Origin of the sequence: Streptomyces sp. CA2R106 (genome assembly GCF_037034245.1) — a bacterium.
Lineage (GTDB): Bacteria > Actinomycetota > Actinomycetes > Streptomycetales > Streptomycetaceae > Actinacidiphila.
In genome coordinates this window covers 91,165-109,178 of sequence record NZ_JBAGKC010000003.1, presented here as the reverse complement: position 1 = coordinate 109,178, position 18,014 = coordinate 91,165, and the positions used below count along the sequence as shown (strand labels likewise).

Here is an 18,014-nt window from a genome sequence, read left to right as displayed (position 1 = left end):
CAGGGGCGCCGCCGGTGCAGCGGTCGCCGGGACGGTCAGCAGCAGGCAGGGGAACAGGGATGAAGGACGCCACGCCGGTCGCCGAGGGCTGGGCGCTGAAGGTGCCCGGCCGGGGCAGCGTGCCCGCGACGGTGCCGGGGTGCGTGCACACCGACCTGATGGCCGCCGGGGTGATCCCGGACCCGTACCTGGACCGCAACGAGACCGAGGTGGCGTGGGTCGGCCGCGCGGACTGGCGTTACGAGACGGCGCTGCCGCCGGCCGCGCCCGGACACGAGCGGACCGACCTGGTCTTCGACGGGCTGGACACCGTGGCCGAGGTCCGGCTCGGCGCACGGGTGCTCGGCCGCACCCGCAACATGCACCGCGCGTACCGCTTCGACGTCACCGACGCGCTCGACACGGCCGCGGACACCCCGCTGACCGTCGCCTTCACCTCCGCGTACACCGAGGCCGAACGGGTCCGCGCGCTGCTCGGCGCGCGCCCCAACGCCTATCCCGAACCCTTCCAGTACATCCGGAAGATGGCCTGCTCCTTCGGCTGGGACTGGGGGCCGACCCTGGTCACCGCCGGCATGTGGAAGCAGGTGCGGATCGAGCGCTGGTCCACCGCGCGGCTGGCCGGCGTGGTGCCGCAGGTCACCGTCGCCGAGGGCACCGGCCGCGTCGAGGCGCGGATCGAGCTGGAGCGGACCGCCGCCGGCGCCGCCCGGCCGCTGACCGTACGGCTGCGGGTCGGCGACAGCGTCGCCGAGACCACCGCCGCGCCCGGCACCGACCGCCTCACCGTCGGCTGCGAGGTGCCCGGCGCCCGGCTGTGGTGGCCGCGCGGCTACGGCGAACAGCCGCTGTACGCCTGCGAGGTGACCGTCCTGGACGGCGCCGAGCCGCTCGACACCTGGCAGCGGCGGATCGGCTTCCGCAGCGTCGAACTGGACACCGCGCCCGACGCGCACGGCTCGGCGTTCACCCTGCGGGTCAACGGCACCGCCCTGTTCGCCCGAGGCGTCAACTGGATTCCCGACGACGCCTTCCCCAGCCGGGTCGACGCCCCGCGCTACCGCGCCCGCCTGGCGCAGGCCGCGGCCGCCGGGGTGGACCTGGTGCGGGTGTGGGGCGGCGGGATCTACGAGAGCGACGACTTCTACGACGCCTGCGACGAGCTGGGCCTGCTGGTCTGGCAGGACTTCCTCTTCGCCTGCGCCGCCTACCCCGAGGAGCAGCCGCTGCGCTCCGAGGTGGAGGCCGAGGCCCGGGAGAACGTCGCCCGGCTCGCCCCGCACCCCTCGCTGGTGCTGTGGAACGGCAACAACGAGAACCTGTGGGCCTTCCGCGACTGGGACTGGGAGCCCGAACTCGCCGGCGCTTCCTGGGGCGAGGGCTACTACCTGGGCCTCCTCGCCCGGGTCGTCGCCGAGACCGACCCGACCCGCCCGTACTGGGCCGGCAGCCCCTGGTCCGGCTCCTGGCGGCACCACCCCAACGACCCCGGCCACGGCACCGCCCACTCCTGGGACGTGTGGAACCGGACCGACTACACCGACTACCGCGACAGCGTCCCGCGGTTCGTCGCGGAGTTCGGCTGGCAGGCCCCGCCCGCCTACGCCACGGTGCGCCGCGCCATCGGCGACACACCGCTCACCCCCGACTCGCCCGGCATGCTCCACCACCAGAAGGCCGCCGACGGCAACGGCAAACTCGCCCGCGGCCTGGCCCGGCACTTCCCCGTCCCGGCCGACTTCGACACCTGGCACTACCTCACCCAGGTCAACCAGGCACGTGCCGTGGCCACCGGTGTCGAGCACTGGCGCGCGCACTGGCCGCGCTGCGCCGGCACCGTCGTCTGGCAGCTCAACGACTGCTGGCCGGTGACGTCCTGGGCCGCCATCGACGGCGACGGGCGGCCCAAGCCGCTCTACCACGAGCTGAAGCGGCTGTACGCGGACCGGCTGCTGACCTTCCAGGAGCGCGCGGGGGACGGCGGGGACGGCGGGGACGGCGCTCTGGTGCTGGCCGTGGTCAACCAGGCGGGGCGGGCCTGGTCCGGGAGCGTGCTGCTGCGCCGGGTCACCGTCGGGGGCGAGGTGCTCGCGGAGGTCCGGCTGCCCTTCACCGCGGCCGCCCGTACCGTCGCCGACCTGCCGGTGCCGCCGCGGCTGCGGCCGGCGGCGGGCAGCACCGCGCAGCTGCTCACCGCGGACGCCGAGCCGAACGCCGAGCGGGGCGGCGACACGGACACCGAGCCGGGGGCGGCGCGCGCGTACTGGTTCCCCGTCCGGGACAAGGACTTCGCCTACCCGCACCCGCGGTGGGACCTCGCGCTGACCGTCCGCGACCAGGACACCGGCGGCCCCGACACCGCCGTGCCCGCCGTGCCCGCCGTCGAGATCACCGTCACCGCCCGCACCCTGCTGCGCGACCTGCTCCTCCAGGCCGACCGGCTCGGCCCGGCCGCGCACACCGACCGCGGCCTGACCACGCTGCTGCCCGGCGAGCACGCCACCTTCACCGTGCACGGCTGGCCCGACCCCACCGCCGAGGCCGCCACCGCCGCCCTGCACACCGTCAACGCCGCGGTCGTACGGTAGGTTGTCCGGCACGGCGCCGCGGACCGGGTCCGGCCGCAGCGCGCCCCGCGACGAGCCGAGGAGGTGGGACCGATCAACCGCCGCAGGACACCACGCTCGCTCCCACCGCACGGCCGCGCCCGCTGACGTCGACGCCCCGCGCGACGGCACGGCCCCAGGGAGCGCCACGCTTCCCGAAAGGCACCGCCACCCATGTCCGAACCCCGCTTCGCGCCCCGCCCCGGCACCGGCAGCCGCCCCGGCTGGCCGCACCCGGCCGACACCGCCGCCGAACTGCGCGCCGCCGGCTGCGTCTTCGCCGAGGAGGAGGCGGGCCTGCTGACCGAGGCCGCCGCCACCCCGCGGGAGCTGGCCGCGATGGTGGCGCGCCGCGCGGGCGGCCTGCCCCTGGAACACGTCGTCGGCTGGGCCGGGTTCGCCGGCCTGCGGATCGAGGTCGGCCCCGGGGTGTTCGTGCCGCGCCGCCGCACCGAGTTCCTGCTCGCCCGTGCCGCCGCCCTGCTGCGCCCCGGCGCGGTCGTGCTGGACCTGTGCTGCGGGTCCGGGGCGGTCGGCGCCGCACTCGCCGCGGCCGCGCCCGGCGTCGAACTCCACGCCGCCGACCTCGACCCCGCCGCCGTGCGCTACGCCCGCCGCAATCTGGCGGCCGCCCGCGGCCAGGTCCACGAGGGCGACCTGTTCGCGCCCCTGCCGCCCACCCTGCGCGGCCGGGTGGACATCCTCACCGCCAACGTCCCCTACGTGCCCACCGGCGACATCCCGCTGCTGCCCGCCGAGGCCCGCGACCACGAGGCACCGCTCGCCCTCGACGGCGGCGCCGACGGCCTGGACCTGCTGCGCCGCGTCGCCCGCGACGCCGCCACCTGGCTCGCGCCGGGCGGCACCCTGCTCTCCGAGGCCGGCCGGGCCCAGGTCCCCGCCGCCCTGCGTGCCCTGCGCGCCGGCGGCCTGACCGCGGCCACCGCCCACGACCCCGACCTGGAGGCCACCGTCCTGCTGGCCACCCGCCCGCACCCCGGGCCCGCCCCGCACCGGTCACCGCGGGAGCGGCCCTGAGCGGCGGGCGCTACTCCGGGCCGGCGTCGGCGGTGCGCAGGCCGGTGGACCACTTCTCCTCGATGTTGCCGTACTTCCAGACGGCCAGGGCCACGGCCCAGGTGAGGAAGAACAGGCCGACGATGACGTAGCCGACGATGTTGAGGTCCAGCCCGCCGATCCAGTCCCAGAAGGAGCCGTGCAGACCGGCCTTGTCGGAGATCAGGCCGAGCAGTTCGACGGTGCCGATGATCAGGGCGACCGCGACGGACAGGCCGGTGATGGTGAGGTTGTAGTAGACCTTGCGGACCGGCTTGGAGAACGCCCACTCGTACGCGAAGTTCATGAACGAGCCGTCGATGGTGTCCAGCAGGCACATGCCGGCGGCGAAGAGGACCGGCAGGCACAGGATCGCGTACCAGGGCAGGCCCGAGGCGGCGCCGGAGCCGGCCAGCACCAGCAGCGCGATCTCGGTGGCGGTGTCGAAGCCGAGGCCGAAGAGCAGGCCGATCGGGTACATCTGCCACGGCTTGCTCACGGACTTCATCAGCCGACCCAGCAGGCGGTTCATCAGACCGCGGTTGTTGAGCTGGTCCTCCAGCGCCGCCTCGTCGAACTCGCCGTGCCGCATCCGCCGGAAGACCTTCCAGATGCCGCCCAGGATCAGCAGGTTGACCAGCGCGATCGCGTACAGGAACGTGCCCGAGACGGTGGTGCCGATCCAGCCGGTGACGTCGTGCAGCCCGGAGTTGTCGTGCGCCACCGGGTCGGCGAGCGACCTGATGCCCAGGGAGAGCAGGAAGGACAGCCCGAAGACGATCGAGGAGTGCCCGAGCGAGAACCAGAAGCCGACCGACAGCGGCCGCTTGCCCTCGCCCATCAGCTTGCGGGTGGTGTTGTCGATCGCGGCGATGTGGTCGGCGTCGAAGGCGTGCCGCATCCCGAGCGTGTAGGCGGTGACGCCGATGCCGACCCCGAAGACGCCGGTGCCCGTCCGGTAGTGGTGCGGGGCGACGATCACCGCGAGCGTGAACCAGCCGATGACGTGCAGCGCCACGATGAAGCCGGCCATACCGCCCAGCCGGGTCCACTCGGCACGCGACATCGACGCCGATATCCGCTGGAGGCGGGACCCCGCGGCGGGGCGGGTCTGGATGATGGAGGTCAACGTTGCGTCCTTTGCGACCGGGGGCGGGACACCTCGATGCGACACATTACTTGTTGCAAGTTGCTCGCAACAAGACCGGGTCCTCATGCCCGCAACGCTTTGACCTGCTTCATCCCGGGCGCACCGGCACACGGGAGAGCGCACAGTCGCCGCACAGCGCCCCGGCGTGACCCGGCGCGGCCCGGTAGATCAGGCAGCAGCTGCGCCGCCGGAAGGCGCCGTGGCCCCCGCCGGCGTCCGCCGGGGTGAGATGCCCGGCGCCGCGCAGCGGGCCGCCGGCCAGCAGCAGCCCGGTCAGCGCGCGGGCCCGCGCGGCGGCCTCCGGGCGGGCCCCGGCGACCATGCGGGCGGCGCCGGCGAGCGCGGACGCGGTGTTGCCCCGCAGGACGTGCGGGGAGACGCGGAAGTCCGCGCAGGCCGCGGTCAGTTCGCGGACCGGGCCGGAGAGGACCGCCGCCGCGAACGCGTCCGCGACCCCACCGAGGCCCGCCACCCTGCCGAGGTCCGCGACCCCACCGGTCTCCGCGGGCCCGGTCTCCGCCGGGGCGGGCGGGCCCGCGGCGCGGCCGGGCAGCCCCGGCAGGGCCAGCGGGTAGGGGCCGCCGAGCGCGGGCTGCCAGCGCAGGTCGGACAGCCGTACGGCGCCGGGCACGTGCCCGTACAGCACGGCCAGCGCCAGGTAGGGGGAGAGCAGCCGCGCCACCAGGCCCAGGTGGGTCACGGACGCGGCCACCCGCTCCTCGACCGCGTCCGGCTGCTGCCCGCCGCCCGCGGCCAGCACCCCGCGTACGGCGGCCACGCGGGCGGCCAGCACCCCGCTGCCGTCGCCCAGCTCGCCCATCGACCGCCAGCCGGAGCCGCCGCCGGCCGCATCGGCCGCCGCAGCGCTCTCGACCGCGAAGAACGGCCCCAGCTCCGCCAGGGCCGCTCTCGTCTCATCGCCGTGCACGGCGCCACCCTGCCGCGGCAGGGCGGGATGGCGCGCCGAGGCGCCCCCTCACGCCTCCACCGGGCCGACCCGGGGCGCCCGTGCGGCGCGGCCGGTCGGCGAGGCGCTCAGCACCCGCTCCGAAAGCGGCCCGAAGACCAGCGCGATCGCCGACCACAGCAGCAGCTGCGCGGCCACCGAGTACAAGCGGAACCGGAACAGCACGTCCGCAGGGAAGCCCGGGTAGACGATCCGCCCCGCCGGGTCGGTCAGCGGCTGAGGTGTCTCCGTGGCGTGGTTGCCGTACTGCTCGCGGTTGGCGGCCAGGTGTCCCAGCGCGGGCAGCAGGCCGATCACGACGCCGATGGCGACCACGAAGGCCGCACCGGCCAGCAGCGTGGCGTTCCACGTGCCGAACCGCCCCTGGAGCCGCCGCCCCAGCCACACCGCCAGCGCGAGCAGCGTGATCGAGCAGACCACCATGACCAGATAGAGCCCGGTGCGGGCCTTGATGGTGTCCTCGTGCCCGATCGCGGGCGGGTTCGCCGGGTACTTCACGAACGGCACCAGGTAGAAGCCGAGGAAGCCGCCGCCGGCCACCAGCAGCGCCAGCGTGCGCGGCCGGACGCCGCCCACCCGGCCCAGGCACACCGTGTAGACCACCGCGAACAGGGCGCCCATCGCCGCACCGAAGAGGACCAGGCCCACGCCCATGCCGACATCGGCCTGGACGGTGCGGCTGAACAGGTCGGGGCCGTCCGGGGAGACCGGCAGGCCCGCGGCCTTGTCCAGGGCGTTCTGCGCCGCGTCCCGGCCGCTCTCGTAGCTGATCGCCCGGTTGATCTGCGGTTCGGCGAAGATCCGCGCGAAGACGAACGCGAGCAGCCCGCCGATCGCGCCGGCGAGCACGCCGCGCAGTACGAGTCGTTTCTCCATGTCGAGTTGTCCGCCTGCCTGGTGTCGTCAGTGGCAGGGGAAGCCGAGGAAGTGCCGCGCGTCGTGCACGAACTCGTGGATGTGCATGTCCCGGCCGAAGACGGACACCGCGCCCTGGTCGACGCCGATGAAGTAGTAGGCGGCCAGCGCCAGGAGCGCGCTGCCGACCAGCCAGAGCACCGCCTTGGAGACGGGCAGGACAACCGGCGTGGCCTCGGTCGACGAAGGGGTGGACACAGAACTCACGGGTGGGGCCTCCTTCGGGGATACAGCGTCCCTCGGTTCGAATGGGGCGGCGTGACGGCGGAGTATCTGACTCCCGGACGCCCCCAGAGGCGACCGGTACACAGTGGCGCGACCGTGCCGGAGTTCCACCGGCTTCCTCACACCATCACGAACGGCCAGCGTACGGGCGGGCGAACCGGCACGTCAACGCGTGTCACCTGCTTCCCGCCACGCCGCGCGGGGGCCGCCGCGCCGCCGGAGGCGGCAGCAACTCCCCGACCAGCGCGGCCACTTGATCCACCTCGATGAGGAAGCCGTCATGCCCGTACGGCGAGTGGATCGTCCGCGTCCGGTCCGCGCCCGGGATGCCCGCCGCCAACTCCTCCTGCTGCGCGGTCGGGTAGAGCCGGTCGGAGTCGACCCCGGCCACCAGCGCGGGCGCCGTGACCCGCCGCAGCGCCGCCGCGGTGCCGCCCCGCCCGCGCCCCACGTCATGGGCGTTCATCGCCTCGGTGAGCACCACATAGCTGCCCGCGTCGAACCGGCGCACCAGCTTGTCCGCGTGGTGGTCGAGATACGACTCCACCGCGTACCGGCCGCCGTGCCAGGGCAGTTCACCGCGCTGCGGGTCCCGGCCGAAGCGCGCCCGCAGTTCCGGCTCGCTGCGGTACGTCAGGTGCGCCAGCCGGCGGGCCTGGCCGAGACCGGCGTGCGGGCCGCCGCCCGGCCCGGCGCCGTGGTAGTCGCCGCCGCGCCAGGCCGGGTCGGCCCGGATCGCCCGCAGCTGCACCGACGCCCAGCCGATCTGCTCGGCACTGGCCGCCGCCGGGCAGGCGAGCAGCAGCAGCGCGCCGACCCGCTCCGGGCGGCCGGCCGCCCACTCCAGCGCCCGCATGCCGCCCATCGACCCGCCGACCACCAGCGCCCACCGGTCGATGCCCAGCGCGTCCGCCAGGCCCGCCTCGGCCGCGACCTGGTCGCGCTGGGTCAGGAACGGGAAGGCGCCGCCCCACGGCCGCCCGTCCGGCCGGGCGGTGGCCGGGCCGGTGCTGCCCTGGCAGCCGCCCAGCACGTTGGGCGCCACCACGAAGAAGCGGTCGGTGTCCAGCGCCCGGCCCGGCCCGACCAGCGCGTCCCACCAGCCGGCCGTGGGATGGCCGGGCCCGGCAGGACCGGCGACGTGGCTGTCCCCGGTCAGCGCGTGCAGCACCAGGACCGCGTTCGACCCGTCGGGCGCGAGGCGGCCCCACGTCTCGTACGCCAGCCGCACCTCCGGCAGTTCGCCGCCCGCCTCCAGCGCGAGCGGCCCCGCCGCGCGGTGCCAGCGCCGCCGCCCGGGCGGGTCCCCCGGCCGCCACGCCCCGGAGGCGGGCGGCGGGAGGACCCCGCCGGCGCCGGCGGGTTCCGGGGCGGCGGCGGGCGATCCGGCGCCGGGGACCGGCGGCGTGCCAGGCACGGTCAGGACGCGCCCTTGGCCGCGCGGAACCCTGCTTCCAGGTCGGCCTTGAGGTCCGCGACGTTCTCGATGCCGACCGACAGCCGCACCAGGCCGGGCGTCGCACCGGTCTGCGCGAGCTGCGCCTCGTCGAGCTGGCTGTGCGTGGTGGAGGCCGGGTGGATGATCAGGCTGCGCACGTCGCCGATGTTCGCCAGGTGGCTGAAGAGCCGCACCGCGTCCACGAACCGCCGGCCGGCCTGTGCGCCGTCGCGCAGTTCGAAGGCGAGCACCGCGCCCGCGCCGCGCGGCAGGTAGCGCTGCCCGGCCTCGTACCAGGGGCTGGAGGGCAGGCCCGGGTAGTGCACCGCCGCGACCTCGTCGCGGGCCTGGAGCCACTCCGCGAGCTCCTGCGCGTTCGAGGAGTGCCGCTCCAGCCGCAGGGACAGCGTCTCGACGCCCTGGAGCAGCAGGAACGCCGAGTGCGGCGACAGCGCCGGGCCGAGGTCGCGCAGCAGCTGCACCCGCAGCTTGACCGCATAGGCGCCGGGGCCGAGCGCCGGCCAGTACTGGAGGCCGTGGTAGCTCGGGTCGGGCGCGGAGAAGTCCGGGAAGCGGTCGGCGTGCGCCCCGAAGTCGAAGCTGCCGCCGTCCACGACCACACCGGCGATGGTGGTGCCGTGGCCGCCGAGGAACTTCGTCGCCGAGTGCACCACCACGTCCGCGCCGTGCCGCAGCGGCTGGAGCAGGAAGGGCGTCGGCACCGTGTTGTCCACGATCAGCGGCACCCCCTCGGCGTGCGCCGCGTCCGCCACGGCCTGGACGTCCAGCACGTTGCCGCGCGGGTTGCCCAGCGTCTCGGCGAAGAACGCCTTGGTGTTCGGCCGCACCGCCGCCCGCCACGCGGCGACGTCGTCCGGGTCGACGAAGGACACCTCGACGCCGAACCGCGGCAGGGTGTGCTTGAAGAGGTTGTACGTCCCGCCGTACAGCGACGAGCCGGCCACCACGTGGTCGCCGGCGCCCGCCAGCGTCAGGATCGCCAGGGTCTCCGCGGCCTGGCCGGACGCCAGCGCCACCGCGGCGACCCCGCCCTCCAGCGCGGCGATCCGCTGCTCGAACACGTCCTGGGTCGGGTTGTGGATGCGGGTGTAGATGTTGCCCGGCTCGGCCAGCGCGAACAGGTCCGCGGCGTGCTGGGTGTCGCGGAAGACGTACGACGACGTCTGGTAGATCGGCACCGCCCGCGCCCCGGTCGCCGGGTCGGGCACCGCCCCCGAGTGGACCTGCCGGGTCTCGAACGACCAGTTCGGCTCCTCGGTGGCGGCGGCGACGGCGGTCTCGGGCGTGTGCCCGGCGGTCACGGCGTCGACGGGCTGCTGCTCGGTCATGGTTCTCCCTGTGCTGGGACGCGTACGGGTGGCGCTGCGGGTGTGCTGCGGAGGTGCGCGCGGGTACGCCACCGGCGCCCGCGGGGCCGTACCCCCGGGGGTGGACACCGGGGGCGGGGCGGGGCGTTGACGACGGCGGAGGCGTACGGCGCGAGGCGTACGGCGACGGTCCGGCGGTGCGGCGGACGTCAGCGCGCGCCGGGACACCCCGTGGTCGTGACGCGCGCGTAGTCCACGTGGCGGCGCTTCACGAACGGGGTCATGCGGCCCATGGAAGCACGGCCGGGCGCGGCTGTCCCGGCTGCGGCGCAGGCTTAACACGGCGTTGGTATTCGCCGCCCCCGGCCCGCCCGGGCCAGCGCGCGGGTCTGCTCAGCCGACCGGGGCGAGGCGGTCGGCCAGCGCGGTCAGAGCGGGGCCGAGCGGCAGGTCGAGGCGGAGCGCGGCCAGGTCGTCGCCCCGGGTGGGGCCCTGGTTGACGATGGCCACCGGGGTGCCGTGCTTGGCCGCGTGGCGCGCGAACCGCAGCCCCGACATCACCGTGAGGGAGGAGCCGGCCACCAGCAGCAGCGACGCGGCGTCCACGAGCGCGTAGCTCGCGTGCACCCGGGGGAGCGGCACCTGCTCGCCGAAGAACACCACGTCGGGCTTGAGCACGCCGCTCCCGCACACCGCGCAGCCGACCGGGCGGAAGGACGCGACGTGCTCGGCGGGCAGCTCCGCGTCCCCGTCGGCGGCGATCCGGGCCGCGAGCGCGCGAAACCCCGGGTTCGCCGCGTCCAGCCGCTCGGCCAGGTCCGTCCGCGGCCCGCGGGCCCCGCAGTCCAGGCAGACCACCGCGTGCAGGCTGCCGTGCAGCTCGACCGCGTCGGCCGTGCCCGCGGCGGCGTGCAGCCCGTCCACGTTCTGCGTGACCACGCCCGTCACCAGCCCGGCCGCGGCCAGCCGCGCCACGGCCCGGTGGCCCGCGTTCGGCCGGGCCCCGGCGATCGACGGCCAGCCGACGTGGCTGCGCGCCCAGTACCGGCGGCGGCCCTCCGCGCTGCCGGTGAACTCCTGGTACGTCATCGGGCTGCCGCGCCGCCGCCGGCCGGTCTCGCCGCGGTAGTCGGGGATGCCCGACTCCGTGGACAGCCCCGCCCCGCTCAGCACCACGACGCCGCCGCGCGACACCAGCGGCAGCAGGGGCGCCAGCGCCGCCAGGGCCTCGGCGCCGCTGCCTGCCTCCGTGCCGGTGCCCGCGTCCGTGCCCGTGACTGCGCCCACGCCGGTGTTCATGCCGGCAGCCTACGTCCGCGGCGGCCCGCCCCGGGAGGCGGAAACCGCCGATCTGCGGGATGATGGAGTACTGCCCTGGGGAGGTGTGTGCCCATGGAGGAGTACCCCGCCGTCTACGAACTGGTCTTCCAGGCCCCCGCCGTCGAGGACGACGTCGTCGTCGTCCACCGCACCGACGCGTCGGGCGCGGGCGGCTACCCCGTCTACGAGGACGAGACCGGCATCGTGCGTGCCGAGATCAGCGCCGAGGGCGAGGTCCGGATGATGGCCAGTGGCGGCCACCAGCAACCGGTGCCGCCGCACGCGGTACGGGCGGCCTGAGGCCCGCCCCCGACGGCCGGGCCGGGCACGGCAACAGCGCCGTGCCCGGCCCGGCCGTCGGCATGCCGCCGCCGTTCACCCCTGGCGCCCGGCGCCGTCCACCAGCACCGCCCGGTCGCGCGCGGCCACCACGGCCGCGGACAGGCTCGCGATGTCGTACGCGCCGTGGTGCCGGCGGCCGTTGATGAAGAACGTCGGCGTGCCGGAGACCCGGCTCAGGTCCGCCGACTCCACGTCCCGCGCGACCCGCGCGGCGCCCTTGCGGGCCTTGAGCGCGTGCCGGAACCGGTCCACGTCCAGCCCCAGCCGGTCCGCGTGCCGGAGCAGGTCCTTCACGCCCAGTTCGTCCTGGCTGGTGATGAGCAGGTCCCGCATCTCCCAGAAACCGCCCTGGAGCGCGGCCGCCTCCGACGCCTCCGCGGCGAGCTGCGCGTGCGGGTGCACATCGGTCAGCGGCAGGTGCCGCCAGACGTAGCGCACGTCCCCGAAGTCGGCGAGCAGCTCGCGCACCACGCCCTCGGCCTGCCCGCAGTAGGGGCACTCGAAGTCGCCGTACTCGACCACGGTCACCGGCGAGTCGAGCGGGCCGCGCACATGGTCCAGCTCCGGGTCGACCGGCTCGGCCAGGTCCACCACCGACTGCGCGGTGCCCAGCAGCGCCCGCGCCCGCCGGGCCGCCGGCAGCCGCGAGGTGACCAGCGCGACCACGGACGTGCTCAGCATCGCGAAGACCACCGCGCTGAGCACCCCGATCTTCGCCTCGTCCAGCTGCTGGCCGGTGAATGCCAGCGTCGCGATCAGCAGCGACACGGTGAAGCCGATCCCGGCGATGGTGCCGCCGCCGGTCACCGCGCCCCAGCCGACCGGCGGGCGCATCCGGCCCCGGCTGAGCCGGGTGGCCAGCGCGGTGGAGCCCACGATGCCGATCGGCTTGCCCAGGCCGTAGGCGAGCAGGATGCCCAGCGTGATCGGGGAGGTGTACGCCCGCGCCAGCAGCGAGCCGTTGATCTCGATCCCGGCGTTGGCGAGGGCGAACAGCGGCACGATCACATAGCTGGACCAGGGGTGCCACAGCCGCTGGAGCCGGTCGTTGGGGGACAGCGCGGAGGCCAGGCCGAGCCGCGCCTCCCGCTCCAGCTCGGGCGTGGGCTGCTCGCGGAAGGACCGGAACAGGCCGCTGGCCCGCTCCAGCGCCTCGCGCGGCGCCGGATACGCGAACGCCAGCAGGCCGATCACCAGGCCCACTACCACCGGGTCCACCCCGGAGTGCACGAACGCCGTCCACGCCGCGATCCCGAGCACCGCGTACGGGCCGCCGCGCCGTACCCCGGCCCGCCGGATCACGGCCACCACCGCCAGCAGGCCGATGCCGACCGCCAGCGGGGTCCAGGAGAGGTGCTCGCTGTAGGCGACCGCGATCACCGCGAGCGCCACGAAGTCGTCGACCACGGCCACGGTGAGGATGAAGGTGTGCAGCCGGCGCGGGAAGCGCGCGCCGAGCAGCGCGAGCATGCCCAGCGCGAACGCGGTGTCCGTGGACATCGCGGCGCCCCAGCCGTGGCCGGCGTGCCCGCCGGAGTTCACCGCGAGGTAGATCGCCACCGGCACGACCATGCCGCTGATCCCGGCCAGCAGCGGCAGCGCGATCCGGCGCCGGTCGCGCAGTTCGCCCATGTCGAACTCGCGCCGCGCCTCCAACCCGACCACCAGGAAGAACAGCGTCATCAGGCCGCTGTTGACCCACTCGCGCAGGTCCAGGTCGACGCCGTGGCCGCCCCACTGCACCGACAGCCGGGTCGCCCACACCGAGGCGTAGTCGCCCGGCGCCGCGTTGACCCACACCAGCGCCGCGACGGTCGCGGCGAGCAGCACCGCGGCGCTGCCGGTCTCGGTGCGGATGTACGCCCAGGGCGACGCGGTGCTGTCGCGGTCGCGCTCGCTGCGGTCCGCGTCGTCGTCCTGGTCCGGCGGACCGGCCCGGTCCGCCGCGTCCGGCAGATCCGGGCGGCCCTGCTCCCGCGACCGGTCCGGATCATCCGGCGAGGGAGCCCTGAAGCTCCGGAACATCCAGCCTCCCACTGTGTGAACTGCGCTGATCTCACCCTGGCACGTCCGGGTGCCGTCCGGCACGCGCACACCGCGCCGGCGGCATCCGGTGCGCCAGACACCCGAACCCGCCGGGCCCGCCGATCATTCCAGCCGCCCGCGGCGGGCGGGCGGCAACTGCCGGCTCCGGGCGGGAACCGCGCGGGCGCGGCGCGCGTATTCCGTAGCGACCGCTGGTGATCCCCGGGGGGTCCCAGGTGGGAGGATGGTCACGGTCGGAATTCGCACCACCACGACGACAAGGGGGCGGCCGGGGATGGCACGGGACGACGCCGTGATCGGCCGCACGGGGGAACTGCTGATCGGCACCCGGGGACCCGCCGGTCCCGGCGAGGTCCTGGTGCGGGTCAGAGGCGGCTCCGAGACCTTTCTCGCCTGGTCGGACGAACCCCTGCCCGAGGGGGCGACCGTGCTCGTGGTGGAATCCCGCGGCAGCCGCCAGGTCGATGTCATCCAGTGGCTCGACGGAGTAGACGCACCGGCGGGCTGAGCCGGGTGCGACGGGGGCACGTGCCGCGCGTGGGCCGCGCGGGTGCGCACCCGGGGCGCCGGTTCGGCCGCGCACAGAAGGGGACTATGGATGTTGGGATATCGCGTACCCGCGCCCGATGAGGCGATGCTCATCTCGGGCGGCCGGCGGGGGTTGGGAGGCGCCCCCTTCCGGGTGGTGACCGGCCACGGCAAGTTCGTCCTCCCCGTGTTCCGCAAGACCCGGTTCCTGACCCTCGCCATGTGCGAGGCGGAGGTCTCCGAGAAGTGCGTGACCCGGCAGGGCATCGCGCTGACGGTCAAGGCGGTCATCGCGTTCAAGGTCGGCAACGACCACGAGAGCATCGTCAACGCCGGGCAGCGCTTCCTGTCCGACCAGGACCAGATGGCGGTCCTGACCGGCCGGATCTTCGCCGGCCACCTGCGGTCGATCATCGGCTCGATGACGGTCGAGGAGATCGTCACCGAGCGGCAGAAGCTGGCCACGGAGGTGCTGGAGACCTCCAAGTCCGAGATGGCCAAGATCGGGCTGACGGTGGACTCGCTCCAGATCCAGTCGATCGACGACGGGGACACCGGCTACATCGACGCGATGTCGGCGCCGCACAAGGCCGCCATCCAGCGGCAGGCGCAGATCGCGCAGGCCCAGGCCACCCAGGCGTCGGTGGAGGCCCAGCAGGTCGCGGCGCGCAACCAGGCCGAGTACGCGCGGCAGACCGCGGTCGTGCAGGCGGAGTACAACGCCGAGGTGGACCGGGCGCAGGCCCAGGCCGCCCAGGCGGGGCCGCTGGCCCAGGCACACGCCCAGCAGGAGGTGCTCGCCGCGCAGACCGAACTGGCGCTGCGCGCGGCCGAGCTGCGCCAGCAGCAGCTGGTCGCGGAGATCGTCAAGCCGGCCGAGGCCGAGGCGGAGCGGATCAGGGTGCTGGCCGTGGCCGACGCCGAGCGGATGCGCATCCAGGCCGCCGCGGCGGCGTCGCACGACCGGGTCGCGCTGGACCGGATGCTCATCGACCAGCTGCCGCAGATCGTCAAGGAGGCGTCGGCGGGCCTGTCCGGCGCCAACGTCAATGTGCTCAACGGCGCGGACGGCCTCAGCGAGATCGCGGCGGGGCTGGTCAGCCAGGGGCTGACGATCCTGGACTCGGTCCGCAAGAACCTCGGCGGCGAGCAGGGCGGCGAGGTGCCCGGCGCCGGGCTGGCACTGCGCGGGCAGGTCGGCGGGAAGGGCGGGCGCGGCGCGTCCTCCTCGTCCTCGTCGTCGTCGTCCGACGGTCCGGTCGACATCGACTGAGCTGCCGAGCAGCCGGCGCCACGGGTACGGCGTCCGCCCGCCCCTGCACGGGGGAGGGGCGGGCGCCGTACCCGTTCGCGGGGGCGCGCGGTACGGCGCCCGGTGGTTGGCTTCATGTGGTTTGTCCGGCTTTCCCGGGGTACGCGCCTGGGGGTACGACCTTCCCGGGGTCCCTCCCGCGGACCCGCGCGACCGGACGGAGCGGCGACATGGCGACCACCACTGCCCACGGCAACCCGCACGTGGCCGACGAGGGGCTGAGCATCTCCGGGGACGCCCGGCCGCGGCCCGGCGAGACGCCGCCGGCGGAGTCGGGGGTCTCGGACCTGGACGGCCCGGAGCGCGAGGCGCTCAGCCGCGGCTGGGGCGCCCTGCCGATCAGCCTGATCATGGCGGTGGTGGTGCTCTTCGTCGCCGGGCTGCTGGGCTGGGCGCTCCAGATGATCATCTGGCCGTCGAGCTGACCGGTCCGCCCGGCCCGCCCGCCGCTCGGGGCTGACCGGTCAGTCGGCCAGTGCGGAGCGGCGCTGCGCGGGCGGCAGCAGCAGGACCTCGAGCGCCGCGGCGCAGGCCCGGGCACGGGCGACGAACCAGGGCAGCCGGGCGTCGGTGAGCACGTCGGGCGTGGAGCGCACCGCGAGCGCGGCGTGCGCGTGCCCGTCGGCGTCCAGCACCGGTACGGCCGCGGTGCGCACCCCGTACGCCGACTCGCCGTCGTTGAGCGCGTAGCCGGCCGCTTTTGCCCGGTCCAACTCGGCGCGCAGCGTGTCCAGTTCGGTGATGGTGCGGTCGGTGTGCGCCCGCAGCGGGGGCAGCGCCGCGAGGTCGGGCCCGCCCGGGGGCGCCCACGCCAGCAGCACCTTGCCCAGGGCGGTGGAGTGCAGCGGGCGGCGCAGGCCCAGGCCCGCCGTCGGGTGCACCGAACTGCCCACCAGGATCACCGCGTGGTCGCCGCTGCGGATCGCGAGGTCGGCCGTGGTGCCCGTGGCCCGTGCCAGCGCGTCGAGTTCGGGCTCCGCCAGGTGCATCCCCCGCTGGTGCAAGGAGAGTTGGCCCAGTTCGGCGACGGACGGGCCGAGCCGGTAGCGGGCGGTGTGCGCGTCCTGCTCCAGGAAGCCGGCCGCTACCAGGGTGCGGGCCAGCCGGTGCGCGGTGGACACCGACAGGTCCATCCGGCGGGCGAGTTGGGAGGCGCTCAGCTCGCCCGCGTTGTCCCGGAAGCAGTGCAGCAGCCGCAGCGCGCGGGTGACCGCCTGGGCTCCTGGGGGCGCGTCGGCGGCCTTGGGGCGCGCATCCGTCGTCATGGCCCAAGCATGCGGAGGCTGCCACCATCTGGCAACTGTTGCCGGAACATTGCGCCATGTCTCCCGCGGTGAACTCTCGCCGACAACTGCATCCCACATCGTGGGAAGTGTTGCCCGTGGCGGCATCGGTGTGCCAGCCTCCGTTGCAGACCGCACGCCGCACACCCAAGACGGAAGGGAGCCACCCGTGACCAGTACGTCCGGCCTGCTCAGCGCCTTCCGCCCGACCCTGTGCGCGCGGCTGTACCTGGACCTCGGCAGGTCCCGCGGCGCCAGCTGTCGCTGACCCCGGCTGCCGTACCCCTTCCCGCGTTGCGGTGCCCCGGGCCCGCCCGGCCCCCGGCCGAGCCCGGCCGCGCGCCCCCTGTCAGACCCCCGCGGCGCCCCCGCCGAAGCACCCCGCAGGCCCGTGCACGCCGTGCCCCGGTCCGCCGCCTCCCGCGCCCAACTCCCGCCTGGAGCCCCCATGTCCGCAACGGACGAGATCTGGTTCACCCGCTGCCCCGTGCCCACCGCCACCGGCATCGCCGCCGACCGGGGCACCCTGGCGGCCGAGTTCGCCCCCGACGGCATCGCCGTACGCTCGCTGCGCGACGCCGCCGCGGACAAGGACGGCGACGGGCTGCCGCTCAGCCACTTCACCCACGAACTCGCCGCGCTCTTCCGCGAAGGCGGCAACGTCCCCGCGCTGTGGGCGCGTTCACGCGGCGAGGCGACCCGGGTGATCGCGCTGACCTGGATCGAGGAGCGGCAGTCCATCCTGGTGCGCGCCGGCAGCGACCTGCGCGGCCCCGAGCAGCTGCGCGGCCGGAAGCTGGCCGTGCCCCGCCACGACATCGCGATCGACTTCTGGCGGGCCATGGCGCTGCACGGCCACGCCGGAGCCCTGGGCCTGGCCGGACTGACCCTGGACGACGCCCGCCTGGTCGACGTGCCCGGCGTCAGGCAGGGCCAGTGGGAGGGGGAGCTGGCGGCGCTGCGGGACGGCGTGGTCGACGCGGTCTACGTCAAGGGCGCCCTCGCCGTCGAGGCGGCCCGCCGCTACGGCGCCGAGGTCGCCGTCGACCTGGACGCCGCGCCCGACCGCCGCAGCCGGGTGAACAACGGCACGCCCCGCCCGATCACCGTCCACCAGCGGCTGCTGGACGAGCGGCCCGACCTCGTCACCCGCTTCCTCGCGGTGCTGCTCGACGCCGCCGAGTGGGCCGCGGGCCACCCCGGCGACCTCGCCCGCATCCTCGGCGCCGAGACCGGCGCCGGACCCGACGGGGTGGCCGGCGCCTACCGCGCGGGCACCGCGGGCAGCCTCGGGCTCGACCTGAGCCCGGAGCGGCTGGAGCTGCTCGCCCAGCAGGAGCGGTTCCTGTCCGCGCAGGGCTTCCTGCCCGAGCCGGTCGACGTCGCCGCCTGGGCCGACCACGAACCGCTGCGCCGGGCCCGGGAGCTGCGCGCGGCCCGCGCCCAAGGCGCCGCCACCTCCGCCACGGCCGCCGCACCGGCCCCCGCCACCCCCTGA

16 protein-coding genes and 1 riboswitch are annotated in these 18,014 nt (G+C 75.4%); of the genes, 7 read left to right on the top strand and 9 right to left on the bottom strand.

Annotation, left to right across the window (positions count from 1 at the left end; translation table 11 throughout):
* The first annotated feature begins 59 nt into the window (after nt 1-59).
* Together WA788_RS06055 and WA788_RS06050 are read left to right on the top strand one after the other, a co-directional pair.
* A complete protein-coding gene (locus tag WA788_RS06055) occupies nt 60-2,588 on the top strand; it encodes a glycoside hydrolase family 2 protein (RefSeq protein ID WP_335972322.1) in 2,529 nt (842 codons plus the stop codon).
* Between the two features lie 192 nt (nt 2,589-2,780).
* Complete coding sequence (locus WA788_RS06050) at nt 2,781-3,644, top strand: putative protein N(5)-glutamine methyltransferase (protein ID WP_335972321.1); 864 nt, start codon at nt 2,781-2,783, stop codon at nt 3,642-3,644.
* A 10-nt stretch (nt 3,645-3,654) separates the two neighbouring features.
* On the opposite strand, the gene WA788_RS06045 is transcribed toward WA788_RS06050, so the two are convergent.
* The 7 genes from WA788_RS06045 to WA788_RS06015 form a co-directional block, all read right to left on the bottom strand.
* Nucleotides 3,655-4,728 carry a HoxN/HupN/NixA family nickel/cobalt transporter gene (locus tag WA788_RS06045; RefSeq protein WP_335972995.1) on the bottom strand — a complete coding sequence of 358 codons (1,074 nt, stop codon included), beginning with the start codon at nt 4,726-4,728 and terminating at the stop codon, nt 3,655-3,657.
* A 172-nt stretch (nt 4,729-4,900) separates the two neighbouring features.
* On the bottom strand, nt 4,901-5,740 hold the full coding sequence (locus WA788_RS06040) for a (2Fe-2S)-binding protein (RefSeq protein ID WP_335972320.1): 840 nt from the start codon (nt 5,738-5,740) through the stop codon (nt 4,901-4,903).
* Nucleotides 5,741-5,788: 48 nt separating this feature from the next.
* Entirely contained in the window at nt 5,789-6,655 is an 867-nt protein-coding gene (locus WA788_RS06035) for a CbtA family protein (RefSeq protein ID WP_335972319.1), read from the bottom strand.
* A 27-nt stretch (nt 6,656-6,682) separates the two neighbouring features.
* Entirely contained in the window at nt 6,683-6,901 is a 219-nt protein-coding gene (locus tag WA788_RS06030) for a CbtB domain-containing protein (protein ID WP_435130679.1), read from the bottom strand.
* Between the two features lie 39 nt (nt 6,902-6,940).
* A riboswitch (cobalamin riboswitch) is annotated at nt 6,941-7,096 on the bottom strand.
* The gene (gene metX, locus WA788_RS06025) at nt 7,095-8,336 is read right to left on the bottom strand and encodes a homoserine O-acetyltransferase MetX (RefSeq protein ID WP_335972318.1); all 1,242 of its coding nucleotides are present in this window, start codon (nt 8,334-8,336) and stop codon (nt 7,095-7,097) included. Its footprint overlaps the riboswitch before it by 2 nt.
* 2 nt (nt 8,337-8,338) lie before the next feature.
* The gene (locus WA788_RS06020) at nt 8,339-9,706 is read right to left on the bottom strand and encodes a bifunctional o-acetylhomoserine/o-acetylserine sulfhydrylase (protein ID WP_335972317.1); all 1,368 of its coding nucleotides are present in this window, start codon (nt 9,704-9,706) and stop codon (nt 8,339-8,341) included.
* A 372-nt stretch (nt 9,707-10,078) separates the two neighbouring features.
* On the bottom strand, nt 10,079-10,984 hold the full coding sequence (locus WA788_RS06015; RefSeq protein ID WP_335972316.1) for an NAD-dependent protein deacetylase: 906 nt from the start codon (nt 10,982-10,984) through the stop codon (nt 10,079-10,081).
* A 93-nt stretch (nt 10,985-11,077) separates the two neighbouring features.
* Here WA788_RS06015 and WA788_RS06010 point away from each other — a divergent pair, with 93 nt between their 5' ends.
* Nucleotides 11,078-11,305: a DUF6296 family protein gene (locus WA788_RS06010; RefSeq protein WP_335972315.1), complete on the top strand. Its 228-nt coding sequence runs from the start codon at nt 11,078-11,080 to the stop codon at nt 11,303-11,305.
* Between the two features lie 75 nt (nt 11,306-11,380).
* On the opposite strand, the gene nhaA is transcribed toward WA788_RS06010, so the two are convergent.
* Nucleotides 11,381-13,372: a Na+/H+ antiporter NhaA gene (nhaA, locus tag WA788_RS06005; RefSeq protein ID WP_335972314.1), complete on the bottom strand. Its 1,992-nt coding sequence runs from the start codon at nt 13,370-13,372 to the stop codon at nt 11,381-11,383.
* 295 nt (nt 13,373-13,667) lie between these two features.
* On the opposite strand from nhaA, the gene WA788_RS06000 reads away from it, so the two are divergent.
* From WA788_RS06000 to WA788_RS05990, 3 genes are all read left to right on the top strand, one after another.
* Nucleotides 13,668-13,901, top strand: a complete 234-nt coding sequence (locus WA788_RS06000; protein ID WP_335972313.1) for an NfeD family protein — start codon at nt 13,668-13,670, stop codon at nt 13,899-13,901.
* Between the two features lie 90 nt (nt 13,902-13,991).
* Nucleotides 13,992-15,194 carry an SPFH domain-containing protein gene (locus WA788_RS05995; RefSeq protein WP_335972312.1) on the top strand — a complete coding sequence of 401 codons (1,203 nt, stop codon included), beginning with the start codon at nt 13,992-13,994 and terminating at the stop codon, nt 15,192-15,194.
* A 209-nt stretch (nt 15,195-15,403) separates the two neighbouring features.
* The gene (locus WA788_RS05990) at nt 15,404-15,658 is read left to right on the top strand and encodes a DUF6480 family protein (protein WP_335972311.1); all 255 of its coding nucleotides are present in this window, start codon (nt 15,404-15,406) and stop codon (nt 15,656-15,658) included.
* Between the two features lie 39 nt (nt 15,659-15,697).
* On the opposite strand, the gene WA788_RS05985 is transcribed toward WA788_RS05990, so the two are convergent.
* Nucleotides 15,698-16,498, bottom strand: coding sequence for an IclR family transcriptional regulator (locus tag WA788_RS05985; protein ID WP_335972310.1), 801 nt, complete (start codon nt 16,496-16,498; stop codon nt 15,698-15,700).
* A gap of 466 nt (nt 16,499-16,964) precedes the next feature.
* Between WA788_RS05985 and WA788_RS05980 the strand changes: the two genes are divergently transcribed.
* Nucleotides 16,965-18,014, top strand: coding sequence for an ABC transporter substrate-binding protein (locus WA788_RS05980; protein ID WP_335972309.1), 1,050 nt, complete (start codon nt 16,965-16,967; stop codon nt 18,012-18,014).